General features: G+C 66.3%; 20 protein-coding genes. 12 read left to right on the top strand and 8 right to left on the bottom strand.

Annotated elements, in window-relative coordinates:
• The first annotated feature begins 36 nt into the window (after positions 1 to 36).
• Positions 37 to 2736 carry a beta-galactosidase GalB gene (galB, locus tag ACNI3Q_RS13030; protein WP_426277339.1) on the top strand — a complete coding sequence of 900 codons (2700 nt, stop codon included), beginning with the start codon at positions 37 to 39 and terminating at the stop codon, positions 2734 to 2736.
• A 39-nt stretch (positions 2737 to 2775) separates the two neighbouring features.
• On the opposite strand, the gene ACNI3Q_RS13035 is transcribed toward galB, so the two are convergent.
• Both ACNI3Q_RS13035 and ACNI3Q_RS13040 read right to left on the bottom strand, forming a co-directional pair.
• Positions 2776 to 3555: an arginyltransferase gene (locus ACNI3Q_RS13035; protein WP_426277341.1), complete on the bottom strand. Its 780-nt coding sequence runs from the start codon at positions 3553 to 3555 to the stop codon at positions 2776 to 2778.
• 261 nt (positions 3556 to 3816) lie between these two features.
• Complete coding sequence (locus ACNI3Q_RS13040) at positions 3817 to 5058, bottom strand: threonine ammonia-lyase (protein ID WP_426277343.1); 1242 nt, start codon at positions 5056 to 5058, stop codon at positions 3817 to 3819.
• Between the two features lie 179 nt (positions 5059 to 5237).
• Between ACNI3Q_RS13040 and ACNI3Q_RS13045 the strand changes: the two genes are divergently transcribed.
• Complete coding sequence (locus ACNI3Q_RS13045; RefSeq protein ID WP_426277597.1) at positions 5238 to 6890, top strand: amidohydrolase; 1653 nt, start codon at positions 5238 to 5240, stop codon at positions 6888 to 6890.
• A gap of 4 nt (positions 6891 to 6894) precedes the next feature.
• On the opposite strand, the gene ACNI3Q_RS13050 is transcribed toward ACNI3Q_RS13045, so the two are convergent.
• From ACNI3Q_RS13050 to ACNI3Q_RS13060, 3 genes are all read right to left on the bottom strand, one after another.
• Complete coding sequence (locus ACNI3Q_RS13050; protein WP_426277345.1) at positions 6895 to 8256, bottom strand: glycoside hydrolase family 27 protein; 1362 nt, start codon at positions 8254 to 8256, stop codon at positions 6895 to 6897.
• 181 nt (positions 8257 to 8437) lie between these two features.
• Positions 8438 to 9148, bottom strand: coding sequence for a response regulator transcription factor CtrA (gene ctrA, locus ACNI3Q_RS13055; protein WP_426277348.1), 711 nt, complete (start codon positions 9146 to 9148; stop codon positions 8438 to 8440).
• Between the two features lie 165 nt (positions 9149 to 9313).
• Positions 9314 to 10216, bottom strand: a complete 903-nt coding sequence (locus tag ACNI3Q_RS13060) for a LysR family transcriptional regulator (protein ID WP_426277350.1) — start codon at positions 10214 to 10216, stop codon at positions 9314 to 9316.
• Between the two features lie 105 nt (positions 10217 to 10321).
• Between ACNI3Q_RS13060 and ACNI3Q_RS13065 the strand changes: the two genes are divergently transcribed.
• The 4 genes from ACNI3Q_RS13065 (at position 10322) to arfB (ending at position 12877) form a co-directional block, all read left to right on the top strand.
• Positions 10322 to 11020: a pirin family protein gene (locus tag ACNI3Q_RS13065; protein WP_426277352.1), complete on the top strand. Its 699-nt coding sequence runs from the start codon at positions 10322 to 10324 to the stop codon at positions 11018 to 11020.
• 27 nt (positions 11021 to 11047) lie between these two features.
• Positions 11048 to 11650 (top strand): NAD(P)H:quinone oxidoreductase, encoded by a 603-nt coding sequence (wrbA, locus tag ACNI3Q_RS13070; RefSeq protein WP_426277354.1) that lies wholly within the window; start codon positions 11048 to 11050, stop codon positions 11648 to 11650.
• A 149-nt stretch (positions 11651 to 11799) separates the two neighbouring features.
• Entirely contained in the window at positions 11800 to 12474 is a 675-nt protein-coding gene (locus ACNI3Q_RS13075) for an RluA family pseudouridine synthase (protein ID WP_426277356.1), read from the top strand.
• Entirely contained in the window at positions 12467 to 12877 is a 411-nt protein-coding gene (arfB, locus tag ACNI3Q_RS13080) for an alternative ribosome rescue aminoacyl-tRNA hydrolase ArfB (RefSeq protein ID WP_426277358.1), read from the top strand. The genes ACNI3Q_RS13075 and arfB overlap by 8 nt, the downstream gene beginning before the upstream one ends.
• 3 nt (positions 12878 to 12880) lie before the next feature.
• Here the strand turns inward: arfB and galE are convergent, their stop codons facing one another.
• Positions 12881 to 13879 (bottom strand): UDP-glucose 4-epimerase GalE, encoded by a 999-nt coding sequence (galE, locus tag ACNI3Q_RS13085; protein WP_260020082.1) that lies wholly within the window; start codon positions 13877 to 13879, stop codon positions 12881 to 12883.
• A 109-nt stretch (positions 13880 to 13988) separates the two neighbouring features.
• On the opposite strand from galE, the gene msrA reads away from it, so the two are divergent.
• Both msrA and ACNI3Q_RS13095 read left to right on the top strand, forming a co-directional pair.
• The gene (msrA, locus tag ACNI3Q_RS13090) at positions 13989 to 14540 is read left to right on the top strand and encodes a peptide-methionine (S)-S-oxide reductase MsrA (protein WP_426277360.1); all 552 of its coding nucleotides are present in this window, start codon (positions 13989 to 13991) and stop codon (positions 14538 to 14540) included.
• Between the two features lie 79 nt (positions 14541 to 14619).
• Entirely contained in the window at positions 14620 to 14856 is a 237-nt protein-coding gene (locus ACNI3Q_RS13095) for a hypothetical protein (RefSeq protein ID WP_260020080.1), read from the top strand.
• A gap of 108 nt (positions 14857 to 14964) precedes the next feature.
• Here ACNI3Q_RS13095 and ACNI3Q_RS13100 read toward each other — a convergent pair whose 3' ends face one another.
• Entirely contained in the window at positions 14965 to 16374 is a 1410-nt protein-coding gene (locus ACNI3Q_RS13100; RefSeq protein ID WP_426277363.1) for a helix-turn-helix domain-containing protein, read from the bottom strand.
• A gap of 129 nt (positions 16375 to 16503) precedes the next feature.
• Between ACNI3Q_RS13100 and ACNI3Q_RS13105 the strand changes: the two genes are divergently transcribed.
• Positions 16504 to 18096, top strand: coding sequence for an isocitrate lyase (locus tag ACNI3Q_RS13105; RefSeq protein ID WP_426277365.1), 1593 nt, complete (start codon positions 16504 to 16506; stop codon positions 18094 to 18096).
• An 18-nt stretch (positions 18097 to 18114) separates the two neighbouring features.
• Entirely contained in the window at positions 18115 to 18309 is a 195-nt protein-coding gene (locus ACNI3Q_RS13110) for a hypothetical protein (protein ID WP_426277599.1), read from the top strand.
• A 57-nt stretch (positions 18310 to 18366) separates the two neighbouring features.
• Here ACNI3Q_RS13110 and ACNI3Q_RS13115 read toward each other — a convergent pair whose 3' ends face one another.
• Positions 18367 to 19365, bottom strand: coding sequence for an L-threonylcarbamoyladenylate synthase (locus ACNI3Q_RS13115; protein WP_426277367.1), 999 nt, complete (start codon positions 19363 to 19365; stop codon positions 18367 to 18369).
• Here ACNI3Q_RS13115 and ACNI3Q_RS13120 point away from each other — a divergent pair.
• Together ACNI3Q_RS13120 and ACNI3Q_RS13125 are read left to right on the top strand one after the other, a co-directional pair.
• Entirely contained in the window at positions 19364 to 21088 is a 1725-nt protein-coding gene (locus ACNI3Q_RS13120; RefSeq protein ID WP_426277369.1) for an acyl-CoA dehydrogenase family protein, read from the top strand. The two genes, ACNI3Q_RS13115 and ACNI3Q_RS13120, sit on opposite strands and share 2 nt — an antisense overlap.
• Positions 21085 to 21339 (top strand): hypothetical protein, encoded by a 255-nt coding sequence (locus ACNI3Q_RS13125; RefSeq protein ID WP_426277371.1) that lies wholly within the window; start codon positions 21085 to 21087, stop codon positions 21337 to 21339. Before ACNI3Q_RS13120 ends, ACNI3Q_RS13125 begins: the two co-directional genes overlap by 4 nt.
• The last annotated feature ends 1 nt before the right edge of the window (position 21340 follow it).

Genomic DNA, 21340 nt, shown 5'->3' on the forward strand with positions numbered 1-21340 from the left:
TCGACGGATCAGACCGTCTGCAAAGGTTCGGAGGACATGGTGCCGAAAACGATCATCCGCCATTGGGCGGCGCTCCTGGTGACGATGCTGGCGATGGCGGTGACGTGCAGCCCGGCCATTGCGCGGGACCGGGTACTGATCGACACCGGATGGCGCTTTGCAAAGGGCGAGCCGGCCGGCAGCGGCGCGGGCCTGGAATACGATGTCCGGCCCGAAGTCACCCAGAGCGCGGACGGCAAGGTGGCCGATGCGCGCCCCGACGCGGCAGTGGCCGTTGATGCCCGCAACGCCCGCATCCTGAAACCCTGGATCCTGCCCAGCGCCAATGCCCTGATCCGCGATCCGGCCCGCCGCCATGTCCGCCCTGCCGGCGATCCGGGCAGCGACCACCCCTATGTCCGGGCCGGGTTCGACGACAGCAAGTGGCAATCCGTCACGCTGCCGCACGACTGGGCGATCAGCGGCCCGTTCCTGGAAACCGGCCCCTATGGCGGGATGGGTCGCCTGCCCAGCTGGGGCATCGGCTGGTATCGCCGCGTCCTCGACATACCGGCCGGCGACCGGGGCAAGTCCATCTTCCTCGATATCGACGGGGCGATGTCCTATTCGACGGTGTGGCTGAACGGTCGGCTCGTCGGCGGCTGGCCCTATGGTTATAACAGCTATCGGCTGGACCTGACCCCCTTTGTCCGGTTTGGCGAGGCGAACCAGCTTGCCATCCGTCTCGACAATCCGCCGGAAAGTGCCCGCTGGTATCCGGGCGGCGGCCTGTATCGCAACGTCTGGCTGACCAGGACCGACCCCGTCCATGTCGCGCACTGGGGAACGGTCGTCACGACGCCGGAAGTGTCCGCCGAGCGCGCCACCGTGAAACTGGACGTGACGATCGACAATGATGGCGCAGGACCGGCGGATGCAGAGGTTGCGACGACGCTGTATGCGCTGGACGGTCAGGGACGGCGGACCGGCAAGCCGGTGGCCAGCATTGCGCGCGCGCCCATCCGCGTCGCTGCCGATGGTCAGGCGACCGCCAACGGGTCTGCGGTGATCGTAAAGCCGCGCCTGTGGGGGCCGCCGCCGACCCAGGTGCCGAACCGCTATGTCGCGGTGACGCGCGTGATGCAGGGCGGGCGTGTGGTGGACGAGGTGGAAACCCGCTTCGGCATCCGAACGATCCGCTTCGATCCCGATCGCGGCATCATCGTCAATGGTGAGCATGTCCGGTTTCAGGGGGTGAACAATCACCATGACCTTGGCGCGCTGGGCGCGGCGTTCAACACGCGCGCGGCGGAACGCCAGCTGGAATTGCTGCGCGACATGGGCGTCAACGCTGTCCGCATGAGCCATAATCCGCCTGCGCCGGAACTGCTTGAGCTGACCGACCGGATGGGCTTTCTGGTCATCGACGAGGTGTTCGACAGCTGGGAGCGGAAAAAGACACCGCTCGATTTCCACCTGATCTTTCCCGACTGGCACGAGCCGGACCTGCGCGCGATGCTGCGCCGCGACCGTAATCATCCCAGCATCGTCCTGTGGAGCGTCGGCAACGAGGTGGGCGAGCAATATACGGGCGAGGAAGGGGCGGCGATCGGCCGCAAGCTGGTGCAGATCGTGCGCGAGGAGGACCTGACCCGCCCGACGACCAGCGCAATGAACTTTGCCAAGGCGGACATGCCGCTGCCCGGCGTCGTCGATGTGCTGAACATCAATTATCAGGGTCACGGCATCCGTACGCTGCCCAGCCAGTATCCGGCCTTCCGCGCGCGTTTTCCCGACAAGGCGATCCTGCATTCGGAAAGCGCGTCGGCCCTGTCCAGCCGCGGCGAATATCTGTTCCCCGTGCCGGGGGCGATCAGCGCCAGCGTGCGCCCCGGCGTGGGCGGCGATCCGGTGACCCAGCAGGTCAGCGCCTATGAGCTGTTCGCATCCGATTTCGGATCATCGGCCGATCGAGTCTGGGCGCTCGATGACCAGCATCCGTGGAATGCGGGCGAGTTCGTGTGGACCGGGTTCGATTATCTGGGGGAGCCGACCCCCTATTATGGCGCGCGCAGTTCCTATTCCGGTATCCTTGACCTCGCCGGTTTCCCCAAGGACCGCTATTGGCTCTATCTGTCGCGGTGGAAGCCCGACCTGAAATTCGCGCACATCCTGCCACATTGGAGCTGGCCGGGGCGCGAGGGACAGGTGACGCCGGTCCACGTCTTTTCCAGCGCGGACGAGGCGGAGCTGTTCGTCAACGGCAAGTCGCAGGGGCGGCTGAAGCGCGCGCCGTTCGCCTATCGCTTTCGCTGGGATTTCGTGACCTATGAGCCCGGCGAAATCCGCGTGGAAACGTGGAAAGAAGGCAAGCCATGGGCCAGCGCGACGCGGCGGACCACCGGCGATCCCGCGCGGCTGTCGGCAGAGGCGGACCGCACGCGGATCGCGGGGGATGGCAAGGACCTGTCGTTCGTCACCGTCCGGGTGCTCGACAAGGACGGTCAGGTCGCGCCCCGCGCCATGACCCCGCTGCGCGTCACGGTCACCGGACCGGGCGAGCTGGTTGCCACCGACAATGGCGATCCGACCAGTTTCGTGCCGTTCCAGTCGGCGGAGCGCCGCGCCTTTAACGGCATGGCGCTGGCCATCGTCCGTGCCAGACCGGGCGCGCGGGGCACGATCACGGTGCGGGTCGAGGGGGACGGGGTTCAGCCTGCCACCGTCGGCATCGTGGCGGGCGGCGTGCAGCAATAACCGGCGGCCGGGGGTTTCCCGGCCCGTCCATGCCTTTGGTCAGGCGGATTCACGCTGTCGGGTGGCGACCATGTCGGTATCGGCATCGTCGGGCAGCAGCCGCCAGCCATTGGGCCCAAGCGCCTCGATCGGGCGATAGCGCGCCTTGTACGCCATCCGGGCCGATCCCTTCACCCAATAGCCGAGATAGACATAGGGCAGGCCGACCGTCCGCGCGCGCAGGATATGGTCGAGGATGATGTAAGTGCCCATGCCGGGGCGGCTGTCGTCATCGGCCAGAAAGAAGCTGTAGATCATCGACAGGCCATCCGCCTGCTGATCGGTGATGCACGCGCCGACCAGCCGGCCCGGCGTGCCGCCGACCGACGGTTCGCGATATTCGATCACATAGCTGTTGACCGGGCTTTGCTCGACCATGTCGGCATAGTCATGCTCGTCCATCTGGCTCATCCCGCCGACCGGGTGGCGGGCGGACAGATAGCGGCGGAGCAGCGCATATTGCTCCTCCGTCGCCCATGGACGGCACGCCGTCACCTCCAGATCGTCATGCCGGCGCAGCAGCTTTCGCTGGCTGGCATTGGGCTGGAACTCGCGGGCGCGCACGCGGACGGAAACACAGGCCTGGCAATTCGGGCAGGACGGGCGATAGGCAACGGACTGGCTGCGGCGAAAGCCGATCTGCCCCAGCGCGTCGTTCAGTTCGGCCGCGTTCTCGCCATTCAGTTCGGTAAAGACCTTTCGCTCCTGCCGACCCGGCAAATAGGGGCAGGGGCTGGGGCTGGTGACGAAAAATCGGGGGAACCGGAAAGGAGCGCTCACCGAGAATAATCTCCAACCAGGCCGCACCGCGCGGCGAGAACTGGACTATGCAGGCTCGATTCGATGATGAAAAGCGGCTTTACCACGAAAAGCGGTTAACGCCGCCGCATTGCCTGTGGATAAGCGGAGCGGGGACCGAAGCAGGTCTGTGCGCTCATCCGGGATGATAGGCCAGCCCGCCCATGCTGGCGACCGGGCGCGGATTCGGTTTGCCGCGCGCCCGATTCCACTCGTCGTTTCGGCGGGTTTCGCCGCGCCGGATCAGGCCAGTTCGACCTGGCTCACCTCGTAGCTGGCATCGCGCAGCGCCTGGATCAGCCGGTCGAGATGCGCCCGGTCGCGGGTTTCGCATTCGATATCGGTGATCAGCCCCTTGGCCGGCAGGGTGGTGAACACGCGCTGGTGATACACCTCGATAATGTTCACGCCCTGATCGTGAAAGATCTTGGCGACATGATAGAGCGCGCCGGGCCGGTCCTGAAGCCGGATGCGCAGCCGGGCCAGGCGGCCCGAACGCGCCAGATCGCGCAGCAGGACATTGGCCAGCAGCCGGGTGTCGATATTGCCGCCGCACAGCACGATGCCCACGGTCCTGCCGGCAAAGCGTTCCGGATGCGCCAGCAGCGCGGCAAGGCCGGCGGCGCCCGCGCCCTCGACCACCGTCTTTTCAATCTGGACGAGCAGGCTGACCGCCTCTTCCAGGTGCCGTTCGCCGACCAGCACGATGTCATTGACCAGCGCCTCGACAATCTGGCGCGTATAGCCGCCGGGCTGCTTGACGGCGATCCCCTCCGCCAGCGTATCGCCCTCGCACGCCAGGGTGGTGCCGTTGCGGGCATTATACATGGACGGGAACAATTCGGCCTGAACGCCGACCACGTCGATCGGGCGGCCCGTCGCGTGGGCGACCGTTGCCACGCCGGAAATCAGTCCGCCGCCGCCGATCGGCACGACCAGCGTGTCGATATCCGGCGCATCGGACAGCATTTCCAGCGCGACGGTTCCCTGTCCCGCGATGATGCGCGGATCGTCGAACGGGTGGACGAACGTGAAGCCGCGTTCCGCCTCCAGCTTGCGGGCATGGGCATAAGCGGCGTCGAACGTCTCGCCCTCCAGCACCACATTGGCGCCATGCCCCTCCGTCTGGGTGATCTTGATCGTCGGCGTGGGCTTGGGCATCACGATGGTGACGGGCACGCCCAGCCGGGCGCCGTGATAGGCAAGGCCCTGAGCATGATTGCCGGCCGATGCCGCGATCACGCCCTTTGCCCGCGCCGCATCGTCCAGTTGCAGCAGCGTGTTGAGCGCGCCGCGTTCCTTGTACGCGGCGGTGAACTGAAGATTTTCGAACTTCAGATAGACGGTGGCGCCGGTCAGTTGCGACAGGGTGCGGCTGATCAGGGTGGGGGTGCGGACGATGGATCCGGTCACCCGATCATGCGCGGCGCGCACATCGTCGATGCTGACGGGAAGGGGGGTGTCGCTCTTAGCCTGGGTCGCCACGTCTGGTCCGGTCCTTGATCCGTTCGGGGCGCAGGGTCGAAGGGCGCGCGCACTTTCCGGGCGGAAAGGGACATGGCTTCGACCAGCACAGCCTGAACGGGCGTTTCTGCTTGTCCAATCTGGCCCCTAGACCATCTGGCGCGGGCGGGGAACAGGGCTTATGCCCGTCGTCCATGAACATGACGCTTCGCATCGCCGCACTGGCGGCCGCCGCCCTGATCCCCGCAACCCCCGCGCTGGCCGATGCGCTGGTCGACAATGTCCAGGGCGTGGCGCTGGACGAACAGGGGCGCACGGTGCGCTTTACCGGCATCCTGATCGACAAGCAGGGCAAGGTCGTCCGCCTGCTCAAGGATGGCGAAAAGCGGCCGGAGCGGCTGGACTGGCGCGCGGACATGAAGGGGGGCATCGCGATCCCCGGCATGATCGACGCGCATGGCCATGTCATGGACCTGGGCTTTCGCGCGCTTCAGCTTGACCTGTTCGACACCCGGTCGCTGGACGAGGCGCTGGAAAAGCTGCGCGCCTATGCCGCGGCCAATCCCAATGCCCGCTGGATCATTGGCGGCGGATGGAACCAGGAACGCTGGGGCCTTGGCCGGTTTCCGACGGCCGCCGAACTGGATGCCGTGGTCGGCGACCGGCCGGTCTGGCTGGGCCGTACCGATGGCCATGCCGGATGGGCGAACAGTGCGGCGATGCGCGAGGCGGGCGTGACCGCAGCGACCAAAAGCCCGGCCGGCGGGCGCATCGAAAAGGGCGCGGGCGGCCGTCCGTCCGGCGTGTTCGTCGATGCCGCCATGGCGCTGATCCAGGACAAGGTGCCGCAGCCCACCCCGCGCGAGCGGGCGCAGGCGTTCCTGAAGGCGCAGGACGCGCTGCTGTCGATGGGCGTCACCGCGACCGCCGACATGGGGACGACGACCGACGACTGGCTGACCTATCGCCAGATGGGCGACACCGGCAATCTGCGGGTGCGCATCATGTCCTATGCCGCCAATATCGGCCCGGCGCTGGCCGTTGGCGGTGCGGGGCCGACGCCATGGCTGTATGACGACAAGCTGCGCATGGGCGGGATCAAGCTGTACACCGATGGCGCGCTGGGCAGCCGGGGCGCGTGGCTGAAGGCGGATTATGCGGACAAGCCCGGTGAGCGGGGCCTGGGCTTCCTGACCGATGCGCAGCTCAAGAACCTGATGACGCGCGGGGCGATGGACGGGTTTCAGATCGCCATTCACGCCATTGGCGACCGCGCGAACCAGCAGGTGCTGGATGCCATCGACGAACTGTCCGACACCTATGGCGGCGACCGGCGCTGGCGCATCGAGCACGCGCAGGTCATCGAGATGAAGGATCTGCCGCGGATCACGCAGCACACGACCATCGCGTCGATGCAGCCGGTGCATCAGACCAGCGACCGGGAAATGGCCGAGGCGCGGCTTGGCCCGGCGCGGCTCGATGGGGCCTATGCGTGGAACACCATCCTGAAGGCGGGCGGGCGCATGGCGTTCGGGTCCGATTATCCGGTGGAAAACCCCAATCCGTTCGTCGGATGGGCGGCGGCGTTCACGCGGCAGGACCCGGCGGGCCAGCCTGCAGGCGGCTGGCGCGTGCAGGATGCGGTGACGCGGGAACAGGCGTGGCGTTTTTTCACCACCGATGCCGCCTATGCCGGCTTTGCCGAAGAGCGGTTCGGCACGCTGGCCCCCGGCAAGCGCGCCGATTTCCTGATCGTCGACCGCGATCCCACCCAGGCGGCGCCGGAGGCGCTGCGCGAGACACAGGTGCTGGAAACCTGGGTCGGCGGGCAGCAGGTCTGGCGGCGCAAGTAACGGTTCAGGCGACCAGTCGGTAAAGCCCCGCGCCATGGGCGGGCAGGGTGCGGGCAAACCGGCCCTGCACCCCGGCTGCCCGTTGCCCCGACCACAGATCATGGACCGCAGACACGCGGTTCAGCCCCAGGTCGGCGACCGGAATGGCGACCTCCAGCGGCTTGGTCGTCAGGTTGAACAGCGCGACATAGCGGTCGCCCGGCGCCCCATCGGGAATGGCGGACCAGATGCGCGTCCCGTCCGCGATGAAATGCGGCCGGTTGGCATGGCTCGCCTGATTGACGGCAAGGACCGCGCGGTTGGTCAGCAGCGCCAGCGTCGGCGGGTCCAGATGGCGCAGGTCCCCGCCCATGATCAGCGGCGACCGGGCGATCGACCACAATGTCATCACCATCCGCTGTTCGTCGGGGGTAAAGCGCGTTTCCCGCTCGCCCAGGGCCAGCTGCCCCAGCGGCAGCATGTCGGCATCGGGCCAGCCGCCCCGCCCGATATAGGGCGACCAGTTTTCCAGCCGCGTGAACTGCGCCTCCAGCTGTGGCCATTCGTCCCAGAAATCGTCGGATATCCGCCACATCTGCGCATGACGGCCGACATGATCGGCGCGCGGCACCGGCGTTTCGCCGGGCGACAGGCTCAGCAGGATCGGCCGGCCGGTGCGTGCGATGGCGCGATGCGCCGCCTCAATCTCCGCCGCATGGGCGTCATAGGGGCGGCTCATATCGTCCATCTTGACGAAATCGACGCCCCATTCGGCGAACAGCGCAAAGACGCTGTCATAATAGGCCTGCGCCCCCGGCCGGCGCATGTCGACGCCGAACATGTCGGGGTTCCACGGACAGATGCTCGTCCGGTCGGCAATGTCCTGCGCGCGATAGCGGGTGCCCAGGACCGGCAGGTTCCGTTCGACCGCCAGCCGCGGAATGCCGCGCATCAGATGGACGCCGAATTTCAGGCCAAGCGCATGGACCTTGTCCGCGATCGGCCGGAACCCCGCGCCGTTTGCGCTGGACGGAAAGCGGTTCGGCGCGGGCAACAGGCGGCCATGATCGTCCATCGCGGGCTTTGGCGCGCGGTTATAGGTATAGCTTCGCGCCTCCGGCTCGTACCACTGAATGTCGATGGTAAAGATGTCATAGCCAAAGGGGAGCAGCCGGTCCGCCATGATCCGGGCGGTTTCCAGCGACTGCCCCTCGTCGATGGTGGTGGCAAAGCTGTTCCAGCTGTTCCAGCCCATGGGCGGGCGCGGCGCGAGTGCGGGTGCGCCGGCAGTGGATCGGGCCATGGCGGGCACGCTGGCGGCGGCCGCTGTGCCGATGGCCGCCCCGGCCAGTACCGAACGCCGGCTGACGGATCCTGCATCATTCATGTACCCGACATCCCCCCTTGCCTGTTCCAGTCATGCTGGCCGGGCCAAGTGTCGGGCATTTGTCTGATCATTTCAAGCGCCCGCGGCGCGGAACGTGCGGACAGGGAAAGGCCCGCGGTTCCCCCCGAAACCGCGGGCCTCGACACGCCCCTCACTCCAAACGAATATCGTGCAGCGCCGTTCAGGCGACGGCGGCGACAGGTTCCCCTGTGTCCGCATCGGAATCACGCAGCACATAGCCGCGGCCCCAGACGGTTTCGATGTAATTCTCGCCCTCGCACGCCATGCTCAGCTTCTTGCGGAGCTTGCAGATGAACACGTCGATGATCTTCAGCTCGGGTTCGTCCATGCCGCCATACAGGTGGTTCAGGAACATTTCCTTGGTCAGCGTCGTGCCCTTGCGGAGCGAAAGCAGCTCCAGCATCGCATATTCCTTGCCGGTCAGATGGACGCGGGCGCCATCGACCTCGACGGTCTTGGCATCCAGGTTCACGGCCAGCTTGCCGGTGCGGATGACCGACTGGGAATGACCCTTTGACCGGCGGACGACGGCGTGGATGCGGGCGACCAGTTCGTCGCGGTGAAATGGCTTGGTCACATAATCGTCGGCGCCAAAGCCGAACGAGCGGACCTTGCTGTCCATTTCGTTGATGCCGGACAGGATCAGCACCGGCGTCTGCACCCGCGCCACCCGCAGCTTCTTCAGCACGTCATAGCCGTGCATGTCGGGCAGGTTCAGGTCGAGCAGGATGATGTCGTAATCATACAGCTTGCCCAGATCGAGGCCTTCTTCGCCCAGATCGGTCGTGTAGACGTTGAAACCCTCGGTCGTGAGCATCAGCTCGATCGCCTTGGCCGTGGTCGGTTCGTCCTCGATCAACAATACCCGCATCGCCAGTCCCCTGTTTCGGCGCGATCGCCCCCGATAGGCCGACGCATCAGCAGCGATTCATTAACCTAAGCATCACTGAACGCAAAAGGTTAATTTCTTCCTAACCGGCCCAAATCCGCGAGTCGTGATGGTTAAATCGGTTAAGCGGGCATGAAGCCCGATCGGTCAGGCCGCCGCACAGCTCGCTCGAAGCCGGTCGGCCAGGTGGGTCAGCAGCGCCTCGACCCGCGCGGGACGAAGCGCACTGGGCGGGGTCAGCAGGTGCAGTGCAACGCTGGCGCTGTGCCATTCGGTCAGTACCGCCTCCAGCCGCCCGTCGGCCAGATCCTTGCCGACGATGAAGTCGGGCAGGCGGGCAACGCCAAGCCCCGCCCGCAGCGCGGGCAGCATCGCCTCGCCATTATTCGCGCGCAGCGGCCCTTGCGGACGGACCGCCGCTTCCTCGCCATCCGGCCCGCGGAAATGCCAGAGCTGTGCGACATTGGTATAGGCGATGCAGGGAAACCTGCCCAGATCGGCCGGGTGTTTCGGCCGGCCGATCCGGTCGAACAGCGCCGGTGCGCCGACGATATGGATGGCCACCGGGGCCACGCGGCGGGCGCGCAGCGAGGAATCGGGCAGGTCGGCAATGCGGATCGCGATGTCGATCCCCTCCGCCACGATGTCGATCTTGGCATCCGACAGCGTCAGGTCGATTTCGACCCCGGGGTTCAGTGCCAGAAATTCGGCAATCGCCGCGGACACATGGTGCACGCCGAACGTCATCGGTGCCGCCACGCGGATCAGGCCGGTGGGCGCGCTGGCCTGATCCCGCGCTGCTTCCTCGGCGGCCTCTGCCTCGGCCAGGATCGCGGCCGCCCGTTCGGACAGCGGCTTTGCGCTCTCGGTCAGCGTCAGCTTTCGCGACGTGCGGTGGAACAGGGTAGTGCCCAGCCGTTGTTCCAGCCGGGCAATCGCCTTGGACACCGTCGCCTTGGACACGCCCAGGCTGTCGGCCGCGCCGCTGAAGGAGCGCAGTTCAACGACGCGGGCAAAGATCGCCCAGGCTTCGAAATCAGGCAGGTTCATTGCGATGGCATAACATTGCCCATCCATGGAAACAATCCGTTTCATTCGTTTCCATTTACGTCTGTGCGCTGACGATTATCTCCCCAGTCAACAAGGAGACATCCAATGGTCGAAAGACGCGAATTCGAAAGCCTGGGCCATGCCGATCATGGCTGGCTGAAGGCACGGCATCATTTTTCGTTTGCCAGCTATTATGATCCCGCCCGCATGGGCTGGGGTTCGATCCGGGTATGGAATGACGACGAGATCGCGCCGAACAGCGGCTTTCCGCCGCACCCGCATCAGGACATGGAGATCATCACCTATGTCCGTTCCGGCGCGATCACGCATCAGGACAGCATGGGGAACAAGGGGCGTACCGAGGCGGGCGACGTTCAGGTGATGAGCGCCGGTTCCGGCGTGCGGCACGCCGAATATAATCTTGAGCCGGAAACCACGCGCATCTTCCAGATCTGGATCAGCCCGCGCGAACAGGGCGGCTCACCCAGCTGGGGTGCAAAGCCCTTCCCGAAGGGAGAGCGTTCCGGCCGGCTGGTCACGCTGGCCAGCGGTTTTGCCGATGATGGCGACGCGCTGCCCATCCGCGCCGATGCGCGGGTGATGGGTGCGACGCTGAAGGCGGGCGAAACCCTGACCCACAGCATCGGCGATGGCCGTCATGCCTATCTGGTCCCCGCAACCGGCGCGATCGAGATTGACGGCGTGCCGTTCAAGGCCCGCGACGGTGCCGCGCTGAAGGGCGGGGCGACCGTGACCATTACGGCGATCGAGGACGCGGAAATCGTCCTGGTCGACGCTGACTGATCCAGGTTCAAACACAGGAGATACGCCATGGCCAAGGTTCTGGTCCTTTATTATTCGTCCTATGGTCATCTCGAACAGATGGCCGATGCGGTGGCTGATGGCGCGCGCAGCGCCGGTGCCACCGTCGATGTGAAGCGCGTGCCCGAAACTGCCCCTGCGGCGGTGGTCGCCGCTGCCGGGTTCAAGACGGACAGCGCGCATCCGGTGATCGGCAATGTCGAGGAACTGGCCGATTACGACGCCATCATCCTCGGCGCGCCGACCCGGTTCGGTCGCCTGCCCAGCCAGATGGCGGCGTTCCTGGATCAGGCCGGCGGCCTGTGGTTTCGCGGCGCGCTGAACGGCAAGGTTGGCGCCGTGTTCACCAGCTCTGCCAGCCAGCATGGCGGACAGGAAGTCACGCTGTTCAGCATGATCACCAACCTGCTGCATTTCGGCATGACCATCGTCGGGCTGGACTATGGGTTCCAGGGGCAGATGGGCGTCGATGAGGTCAAGGGCGGATCGCCCTATGGCGCGACGACCATTGCTGATGGCGATGGCAGCCGGATGCCCAGCGCGGTCGAACTGGACGGCGCCCGGTATCAGGGCCGCCGCGTCGCCGAAACGGCGGCCAAGCTGTTCGGATAACCGAACCGGATCATCCACCCGCTGCGCCGCCCTCCCTCCCTCCCCCCAAGCGGCGCCGGGTCGATGTCAGGGACCGCGAACCCCATCCCCCCATCGGGGTTCGCGGTCCCGCCCTTTCCCTATTCGCCAAAGCCGCTATGGCTGCGGTCATGCTTTCCGATCGCGTCCTGTTCATCGATGGCGAAGCCGTCGTCATCGACAAGCCTTCGGGCCTGCCGGTCGACCGGCCGCGCGACCGGTCCGCCAGTGTCGAGGACATGCTGGATCAGCTGACCTTCGGCTTTCAGCGGCTGCCCCAGCCGGTGCACCGGCTGGACCGCGATACCTCCGGCTGTCTGTTGCTGGCCCGCAATCCCAAAGCCATGAAGCGGTTCGGCCAGACGTTCGAGGCGGGCCGGGTTCAGAAACGGTATCTCGCCGTGATCGACGGTATTCCGGCGGACAGTTCCGGCACCATCGACCTTGCGCTGTCAAGGGTGAGCAGCCGCGAAGAGGGCTGGCGGATGCGCGGCGACCCCCGCGGAAAGCCCGCGCGGACCAACTGGAAACGGCTGGCGACCGAGAATGGCCGGGCGCTCATCGGCTTCTATCCCGAAAATGGCCGCACCCATCAGATCCGCGTCCATGCGGCAGAGGGGCTGGGCATGCCCGTCGCTGGCGATCCGGTTTACGGCACCGCGCTGACCGGCATCCCGATGCTGCTCCACGCCGCCGGACTGATCGTCCCGCGCGAGGGCAAGCCCAAGATCGAGGCGTTTTCGCCCTTGCCCGAACGGTTCATGGCGCTGGGCTTTGCTGATCCCTTTGCGCAGCCGGATGGCTGACCTTGCCTCCCCCTTCGACCATGCGATCGTCGAGGAAAAGTTCCTGGCGGCGACGGGGCCGGGTGGTCAGAATGTGAACAAGGTGGCGACCGCGGTGCAGCTGCGCGTCGATGCCTATCGCCTGGGACTGCCGCCCTGGGCATGGGCGCGGTTCAAGGAACTGGCCGGATCGAAACTGACCAGCGGCGGCGAGCTGGTGCTGATCGCCCGCAAGTTCCGCACGCAGGAGGCCAATCGCCAGGATGCGCGCGAACGGCTGGCCGATCTGGTCCGCAAGGCGCATGAGCGGCAGGCCAAGCGGATCAAGACCAAGCCCAGCAAATCCGCCAAAGCAAAGCGGGTGGACGAAAAAAAGGGCCGTTCCGCGGTCAAGGCCGGACGGGCAAAGGTCCGGCCCGACTGACCGTCAGCCCTGACGTTCGGCCAGCTTGCGTTCCCATGCCAGCGCATCGCGCACGATGCCGTCCAGATCGTCATGCTGCGGCCGCCAGGGCAGGGTGGCCAGGATGCGGGCATTGTCCGCCACCAGCGCGTCGGGATCGCCCGCACGGCGACCCTCCATCCGCCGGTCGATCGTCTGGTTGGTGATCCGGTCGACGGCGTTCAGCACCTCCTGAACCGAATAGCCCCGGCCATAGCCGCAATTCATCGTATGGCTTTCGCCCGGCCGCGCGATCAGCAGTTCCAGCGCATGGACGTGCGCCGCCGCCAGGTCGCTGACATGGATGTAATCGCGCACGCCCGTGCCGTCGGGCGTATCGAAATCCGTGCCGAACACGCTGACATGGCTGCGCCGCCCGATCGCCGCCTCGACCGCGACCTTGATCAGGTGCGTTGCCCCGGCAGTGGACTGGCCCGAACGCCCCTGCGGATCGGCGCCCGCCACGTTGAAGTAGCGCAGGGCGCAATAATTGATCGGATGCGCGGCGGCGACGTCCTTCAGCATGATTTCGGTCATCAGCTTGGACATGCCATAGGGATTGATCGGTAGTTTCGGCACGTCCTCGCTCACCGGCACCTGTTCCGGGATGCCATAGGTGGCGGCGGTGGACGAAAAGATGAAATGACGAACGCCGGTCGCCACCGCGCTTTCGATCAGGCTGCGGCTGGCGGCGGTGTTGTTGCGATAGTATTTCAGGGGGTCGCTGACCGATTCCGGCACGACGACCGAACCGGCAAAGTGCATGATCGCGGTCACGCCATGGTCGCGGATCGCCCCGCGCACGGCGGCATCGTCCTGAATGTCGGCAACCACGAGGGTCGCGCGCGGATCGACCGCCCAGTCGAACCCGGTGACCAGATTGTCGACCACCACGACGCGCCATCCCGCATCCAGCAGCGCCAGCACCGCATGGCTGCCGATATAGCCCGCCCCGCCCGTCACCAGCACCGTCCCGTCCCGCATCACTTCATCCTTCTGCCAATCAGCCTGTCGCACGCGCCATATCCCAGCCGATTGTGCGCAGCCATCGCATTCCTATCTTAAGAAGCTATTCCACGATGGAGATGTTTGGATGGCGAGCGAGACCGCAACCTTTGCCGGCGGCTGTTTCTGGTGCACCGAGGCGGTGTTCACCGATGTGATTGGCGTGAATGCCGTCGAAAGCGGCTATATCGGCGGCACCGTGCCCAACCCCACCTACAAACAGGTGTGCAGCGGCACGACCGGCCATGCCGAGGCGATCCGGATCACGTTCGACCCCGATCAGGTGAGCTATGCCGATCTGCTCGACATGTTCTTTGCCACCCATGATCCGACGCAGCTCAATCGTCAGGGCAACGACATCGGCACCCAGTACCGATCGGCCATTTTCCCGCATTCGGCGGAGCAGGAAGAAGCGGCACGGGCGGCGATCGCGCGCAATGCGCCCAACTGGCCTGCGCCCATCGTGACGACCATCGAACCGGATGCCCCCTGGTATCCGGCAGAGGATTATCATCAGGATTACTGGTCGGGCGAGGGACAGCGCAATCCCTATTGCATCGCGGTCATTCCGCCCAAGCTGAACAAGCTGCGCAAGAGCTTTGCCGAGCGGCTGAAAAGCCAGGTTGCGACGAATGGTTGAACCGGCGGGGGAACCGAATGCCCCGTCACCTGTTTCGGGGACCACGGGAATTTGCCCGACCCAACAGGGAGATAGGATTATGAAGGCATTGCTGGTTCCCGCGCTTGCGCTGGTTGCCCTGCCGCTGGCCGCTTGCACGAACTCGCCCCAGGAAGCGGTGGCCGAGAACGTGGAAGATCAGGCTGAAATGGCCGCTGATCAGGCCGAAGCCAATGGCGCAACCGACGCGCAGGCCGATGCGATCGAGGAAGCCGGTGAAAACCGTGCCGATCAGATCGAGGACGGCAACATGATGGCGATGCCGAACGCCATGTGATCCCCCTTCGCCGGCGCCGGGTGCCCAAGCAAGCCCGGCCGTCGGCGGAGTTGAGGCGAGATCGGGGCCGTCCTGAAAGGGGCGGCCCTTTTCTGTTCGTGCCGCCGCTCAGATGGCGCGAAACGGGTAGGGCGACGCCGGCCGCGCATAATCGCTGAGGTCGAGGACGCGGGTGACCGGGGGCAGGGCGCGGTCCGGACATCCGGCCAGTTCGCACAGATGGCAGCGCGGGCCGATGGGGATGGCGTCGACGGGCGGTGCGCTCATCCGGGTCAGGCCGCCAATCTGCCCGGCGTGCCGATCCGGACAGCCCAGAATGATCATCGATGGCGCCCGGCCCGGCCGGGGCGGGATGGCGCGGGCCACTGTCACGAACCGCTCGCCATCCGGTGCCTCGACCAGCGCGGTCACCGGCTCGCCCGGCTGGCGAAAGGCGCGCTGCACGCCCCATCGGGCACATCCGCCGCCGGCGCGCGCAACCCATGCCCCGTCCGATGTGCAGCGTTTCGACACCGCGCCTGCCCAGTCGATCTTCATCATGAACATCGGTACGCCGCGCGCCGTGGGCCGGGTCAGCGTGACGAGCCGCTGCGCCGCCTGTTCATAGGAGACCCCGAACCGCGCCTTCAGCAGTTCCATGTCATATTGGCTGTCCTGCGCCACCTGAAGGAAGCGGGCATAGGGCATGACGATGGCGGCGGCGGCATAGCTGACCAGCGCGCGGCGCAGCAGCATCCGGGTTTCATCGTCCGGCGCACCGGCCCGTTCCACCTCGGCCCGGATGCGGTCGGCGAGGGCCGATTCCGCCAGCCGGACGGCAACGGCGAACTGCCGGCTCTGTTCGTCCATCCGTTCCGACAGCATCAGGCGGCGGCGGTGGAAATCATAATGCCACAGGGCATCGACCAGCACCCCGTCCTCGACCACCTGAACCCGGATGCCATAGCGATCGGCCAGCATCGCGCGCATTGCCGGGCGCATCGTTTCCGGCCCCGCGCCCAGATCGGCGGCCAGCGCCTCTGCCGCATCATCGATGTCGGACAGGTGATACCGCCGCGCCTGAAGCATGTCGCGAAGCCACTGGACGGCGTTGGACGCCGAAACCGGGCGCACGGTCAGTTCCTCGACCCGGCCCGGCGCTTCGCGCAGGTCCGTCAGCGCACGGTACAGGCGCATGATCGCTTCGCTGACGCCGGGATAGTTTTCGGCAACCTCCATCACCTCGTTCCGGGCGATGCCGATATCGCGGACCAGCCCGTCGGCGAACACCGATTGCAGGTCGCCTCCATCTGCCTGCGCCGCGCCCGCCACGAAATCGCGCACGTCGATTTCATAGGTGTTGGCCAGCCGCAGCAGCATCTGCGCCGTCAACGGCCGCTGATTACGCTCCAGATGGTTGAGATAGGAGGGCGATACGCCCAGTTCCTGCGCCATCTGCGCCTGATTGAGGCCAAGCTCGCGGCGCAGGACGCGCAGCCGGGGGCCAAGATACAGCTTGCGATCCTGATGCGTCGTCATGCTGATACATTGTCAATAATTCACAATGTGATCAAGTCATGTGATGACAGGCCGTCACTAATCGCCCTGCCAAGCGGTGCCGCAATGCGTCATGCCCCCGATCCGACATGGAATTGGAAAGGAACGACCATGACCTATCAATCAGCGATCCGGGCCGCGGATCAGGCGATCGAGCCGAACGCCGAACGCTGGAGCGGCATCGGTGCAGAGGCGGTGGCGCGGATGCGATTGCAGAACCGGTTCCGCACCGGGCTGGATATCGCCCGCTATACCGCGGGCATCCTGCGCGCCGACATGGCCGCTTATGACGCGGATCCGGCCGCCTACACCCAGTCGCTGGGCGCATGGCACGGCTTCATCGCGCAGCAGCAGGTGATTTCGATGCGCAAGCATTTCGGCAGCACGCGGCGGCGCTATGTCTACCTCTCCGGCTGGATGGTCGCGGCGCTGCGGTCGGATTTCGGGCCGCTGCCCGATCAGTCGATGCACGAAAAAACCGCCGTCCCCGCGCTGATCGAGGAAATCTATACCTTCCTCAAACAGGCTGACGCGCGCGAACTGGGCATGATGTTCCGTGCGCTGGACAAGGCGCGGGCGGCGGGCAATGCGGCCGAGGCGCGGGCGATCGAGGATCGCATCGATGGCTATGAAAGCCATGTCGTGCCGATCATCGCCGATATCGACGCCGGCTTCGGCAATGCCGAGGCGACCTATCTGCTGGCCAAGAAGATGATCGAGGCGGGTGCCTGTGCGCTTCAGATCGAAAATCAGGTGTCCGACGAAAAGCAGTGCGGGCATCAGGATGGCAAGGTGACTGTCCCGCACGAGGATTTCCTGGCCAAGATCCGCGCCTGTCGCCACGCCTTTCTGGAGCTTGGCGTGGATGACGGGATCATCGTTGCGCGCACCGACTCCCTCGGCGCTGGCCTCACCAAGCAGATCGCGCTCAGCCGGACGCCGGGCGATCTGGCCGACCAGTATAACGGTTTCCTGGACTGCGAGCCGGTGACCAGCCTGGATGCGATCCGGGGCGATGTGCTGATCGAACGGGATGGCGCGCTGATGCGGCCCCGACGGCTGGCATCCAACCTGTTCCAGTTCAGGGCCGGCACGGGGGAGGACCGGGTGGTGCTCGACTGCATCACCGCGCTTCAGCACGGGGCCGACCTGTTGTGGATCGAGACCGAAAAGCCGCACATCGAACAGATTGCGGGGATGGTGGACCGCATCCGCGCGGTCGTGCCGGATGCCAAGCTGGTCTATAACAACTCGCCGTCGTTCAACTGGACGCTGAACTTTCGCCAGCAGGTCTATGACGCCTGGGCGAAATCGGGCCGCGATGTCGCCGCCTATGAGCGGGATGCGCTGATGAGCGTCATCTATGACGGCACCGAACTGGCGCAGGAGGCGGACGAGCGCATTCGCCGCTTTCAGCGGGATGCCAGCGCGCGGGCGGGGATTTTCCACCACCTGATCACGCTGCCCACCTATCACACCGCTGCCCTGTCCACTGACCTTCTGGCCCGCGACTATTTCGGCGATGCCGGGATGCTCGGCTACGTTGCCGGGGTGCAGCGGCGGGAGATCCGCGACGGCATCGCCTGTGTCCGGCACCAGAACATGGCCGGATCCGACGTCGGCGACGACCATAAGGAATATTTTTCCGGCGATGCCGCCCTGAAGGCGGGCGGCGCGCACAACACCATGAACCAGTTCGCCTGAACAGGAGGAAAGACGATGATGATCACCATGATGGAAACGCCCAAGCGCACCCGCACCAGCCCGGAGCCGACCCGCGCTCGCCCGGTTTTTTCCAGCGAGGATTTCCGCCTGATCCGCGCAGCCGTGCTCAGCCATCTTCAGCGAGAGGATGTGCAGGGCTCGCCGGATTCAGTGAAGTTCAGTCACCTCTATCACCGGCTGGGCCGGCTCTGACCCACCGTTCAACCCTGCACGTCCCAAGCAAGCAGCGGGGACTGGCGCCAGCCGGCGTCAGTCCCTGTCTGCTGCGGCCCGCGTCAGCCGGTCGTTGATTGCCGCGCCCAGGCCGTCCATCGGCACCGGCGCGACGGCGATGCCCCCGGCCTCGCTCGCATCGGCGCGGTGCAGGCTGTCGAACAGGCGCGCGCCCGCCTCGATCAGGTCGCCGGTGGCGGACAGCGTATCCTGCCCCGTGACTGCACCGAACCCGATCAGCCATTCACCCGGCCGGGCGTCGGTGGCATTCAGCCGGAGCGGCTTGGACGGCGCATAATGGCTGGCCAGCATCCCCGGCGCGACCACCGCGCCATCGTCCGCCGCCAGCACCGGCTCGCCCAGTGCCGCCGCCAGCGTCGCCGCCGCGATGGGTCCGGGCCGCAGCAGCCGGGCCTGCGTCCCGGTCAGGGCGATGATGGTCGATTCCAGCCCAGCCCGTGTCGCCCCGTCATCCAGGATCAGGGGAATGCGCCCGTCCAGCGTCGCCAGCACATGAGCGGCGCGGGTCGGGCTGATCGTCCCGCTGGCATTGGCCGATGGCGCGGCCAGCGGCTTGCCCGTCGCGGCGAGCAACCCCTGCATGGCGCGGTGGGCGGGCACGCGGATGGCGATGCTGTCCAGCCCCGCCGTTACCAGAGAGGCAATTCCGCTGTCCGGCCGCAGCGGCAGGACAAGGGTCAGCGGCCCCGGCCAGTACGCCGCCGCCAGCCTGTCGGCACGCGCATCGAACAGGGCGAACCGGCGGGCGGCGTCGGTATCCGGCACGTGCACGATCAACGGGTTGAAACTGGGCCGCCCCTTGGCCGCATAAATGCCCGCCACGGCGCGCGAATCAGTGGCGTCGGCGGCCAGCCCGTAAACGGTTTCGGTGGGCACCGCGACGCATTGCCCGGCCGCGATTGCCGCAGCAGCATCGGCAAGCGCGGCCTCGCCGTAGGGTAAGGTTCGGGTGCTTTGAAGCGTCACGAAACCGCCGCTATACTTCCGTGAAAACGCCGACAAGAGAGGATTCATGAGCTTCACCGCCCCCGTTACCGAACAGCGGTTCGTGCTGGACAGCATCGCCGGGATTGCCGCCCTTGCCGACAGCGACCGTTTCGCCGCCGCCAGCGCCGATGTGGTCGATGCCGTGCTGGAGGGGGCAGGCCAATTTGCCGCGGGCGAATGGGCGCCGCTGGACCGCATCGGCGACACGGTGGGCGCGCGCCTGACCCAATCCGGCGTGGTGATGCCGGACGGTTTTGCTGCCGCCTATCGCGCCTATGTCGAGGGCGGATGGGGCACGATCGGCACGCCAGAGGCCTATGGCGGACAGGGGCTGCCCTTTTCGCTGACCACGGCCGTGCTGGAAACGCTGGGCGGCGCGAACATGAGCTTTGCACTCTGCCCGACGCTGACCGTCGGCGCGATCGAGGCGCTGGCCCATCATGGCAGCCCGGAACAGCAGGCATTGTATCTGCCGAAACTGGCGACCGGCGAATGGACCGGCACGATGAACCTGACCGAACCGCAGGCGGGCAGCGATGTCGGGGCGCTGCGGGCGCGGGCGGAGCCGATCGGTGACGGGCGGTTCCGGATTTCGGGCACCAAAATCTATATCAGCTTTGGCGACCATGACATGGCGGACAATATCGTCCACCTGGTGCTGGCCCGCACGCCCGGCGCGCCAGAGGGGACGCGCGGCCTCAGCCTGTTTCTGGTGCCCAAATACCGGCTGAACGCCGATGGCACGCCGGGCGCGTTCAACGACATCCGCGTCGTGTCAATCGAACACAAGATGGGGCTGCACGCATCGCCGACCTGTGTCCTGTCGTTCGGCGACAATGGCGATTGCATCGGCGAACTGATCGGCCCGGAACATGGCGGGATGCGCGCGATGTTCACGATGATGAACAATGCGCGTCTGAATGTCGGGCTGCAGGGGGTGCAGGTGGCAGAGCGGGCGACCCAGCGCGCCGTCGCCTATGCGCTGGACCGGGTGCAGTCGGCGCGGGCCGGATCGCCGGACAAGTCGCCGGTCGCCATCGTCGAACATCCCGATGTGCGGCGGATGCTGATGCGGATGAAGGCGCAGACCATGGCCGCCCGCGCGCTCGTCTATTACGCCGCCGGACAGGTGGATCAGGCCGCGCTGGGCGATGCGGAGGCGCAGGCGCGCGTCGACCTTGTTACCCCGCTGGCCAAGGCGCATGGCACCGATATCGGCAACGAAGTCGCCAGCATCGGCATTCAGGTGCATGGCGGCATGGGGTATGTCGAGGAAACCGGCGCTGCCCAGCATTTCCGCGACGCGCGCATCACCCCGATCTACGAAGGGACGAACGGTATCCAGGCCGCCGATCTGGTCGGCCGCAAGCTGGGGCTGGACGGCGGCGGGGTGTTCGACCGCTTTGTCGGCCAGCTGGCGGCCGAGGCACGCCATGCCGCGCTGGGCACCCTGATCGCAGAGGTGACCGCGATCGGCGGGGCGCTGAAAGGGGCATCGGCCGATGACCGGCTGGCGGCCAGCTATCCCTTCCTGACCATGATGTCGGTCGCCACCTGTGGCTGGTTGATGGAACGGCAGCTCGCGGCGCTGGACGGCTGGACCGGCGATCCGCAATTCGCCGCGATGAAGCGCGCGGCAATCGCCTTTTACCTGGATCAGGTGGTGCCGGAGGCGCTGGGCCTGGCCCATGCGGCGCGGGCGGGGGCGGAACAGCTGTATGCCGTGCCCGCGGCGGCCTTTGCTGCATGATCGGGGTGCGGCTGGTCAGCGAACGGGACGAGGCGCTCGTCCTGTTCGAACTGCTGTGCCGCTGGTTCGATGATGACGCCATGCCGCCGGGCGACCATTTCGCCCATCGCGCCGAATATGCGGTGCTCGACGGCGTGCGCCAGCGGCTGGCCGTCACGCTGGATGAGCCGTTCCGCGCCGATTACCTGCGCCTGCTGACCGAGGCGCGCGACCGGATTGCCGATGCCTGGACGGGCGAGTCCCCCGAATAGA

Origin of the sequence: Sphingomonas eleionomae, from assembly GCF_049889035.1 — a bacterium.
GTDB lineage: Bacteria > Pseudomonadota > Alphaproteobacteria > Sphingomonadales > Sphingomonadaceae > Sphingomonas.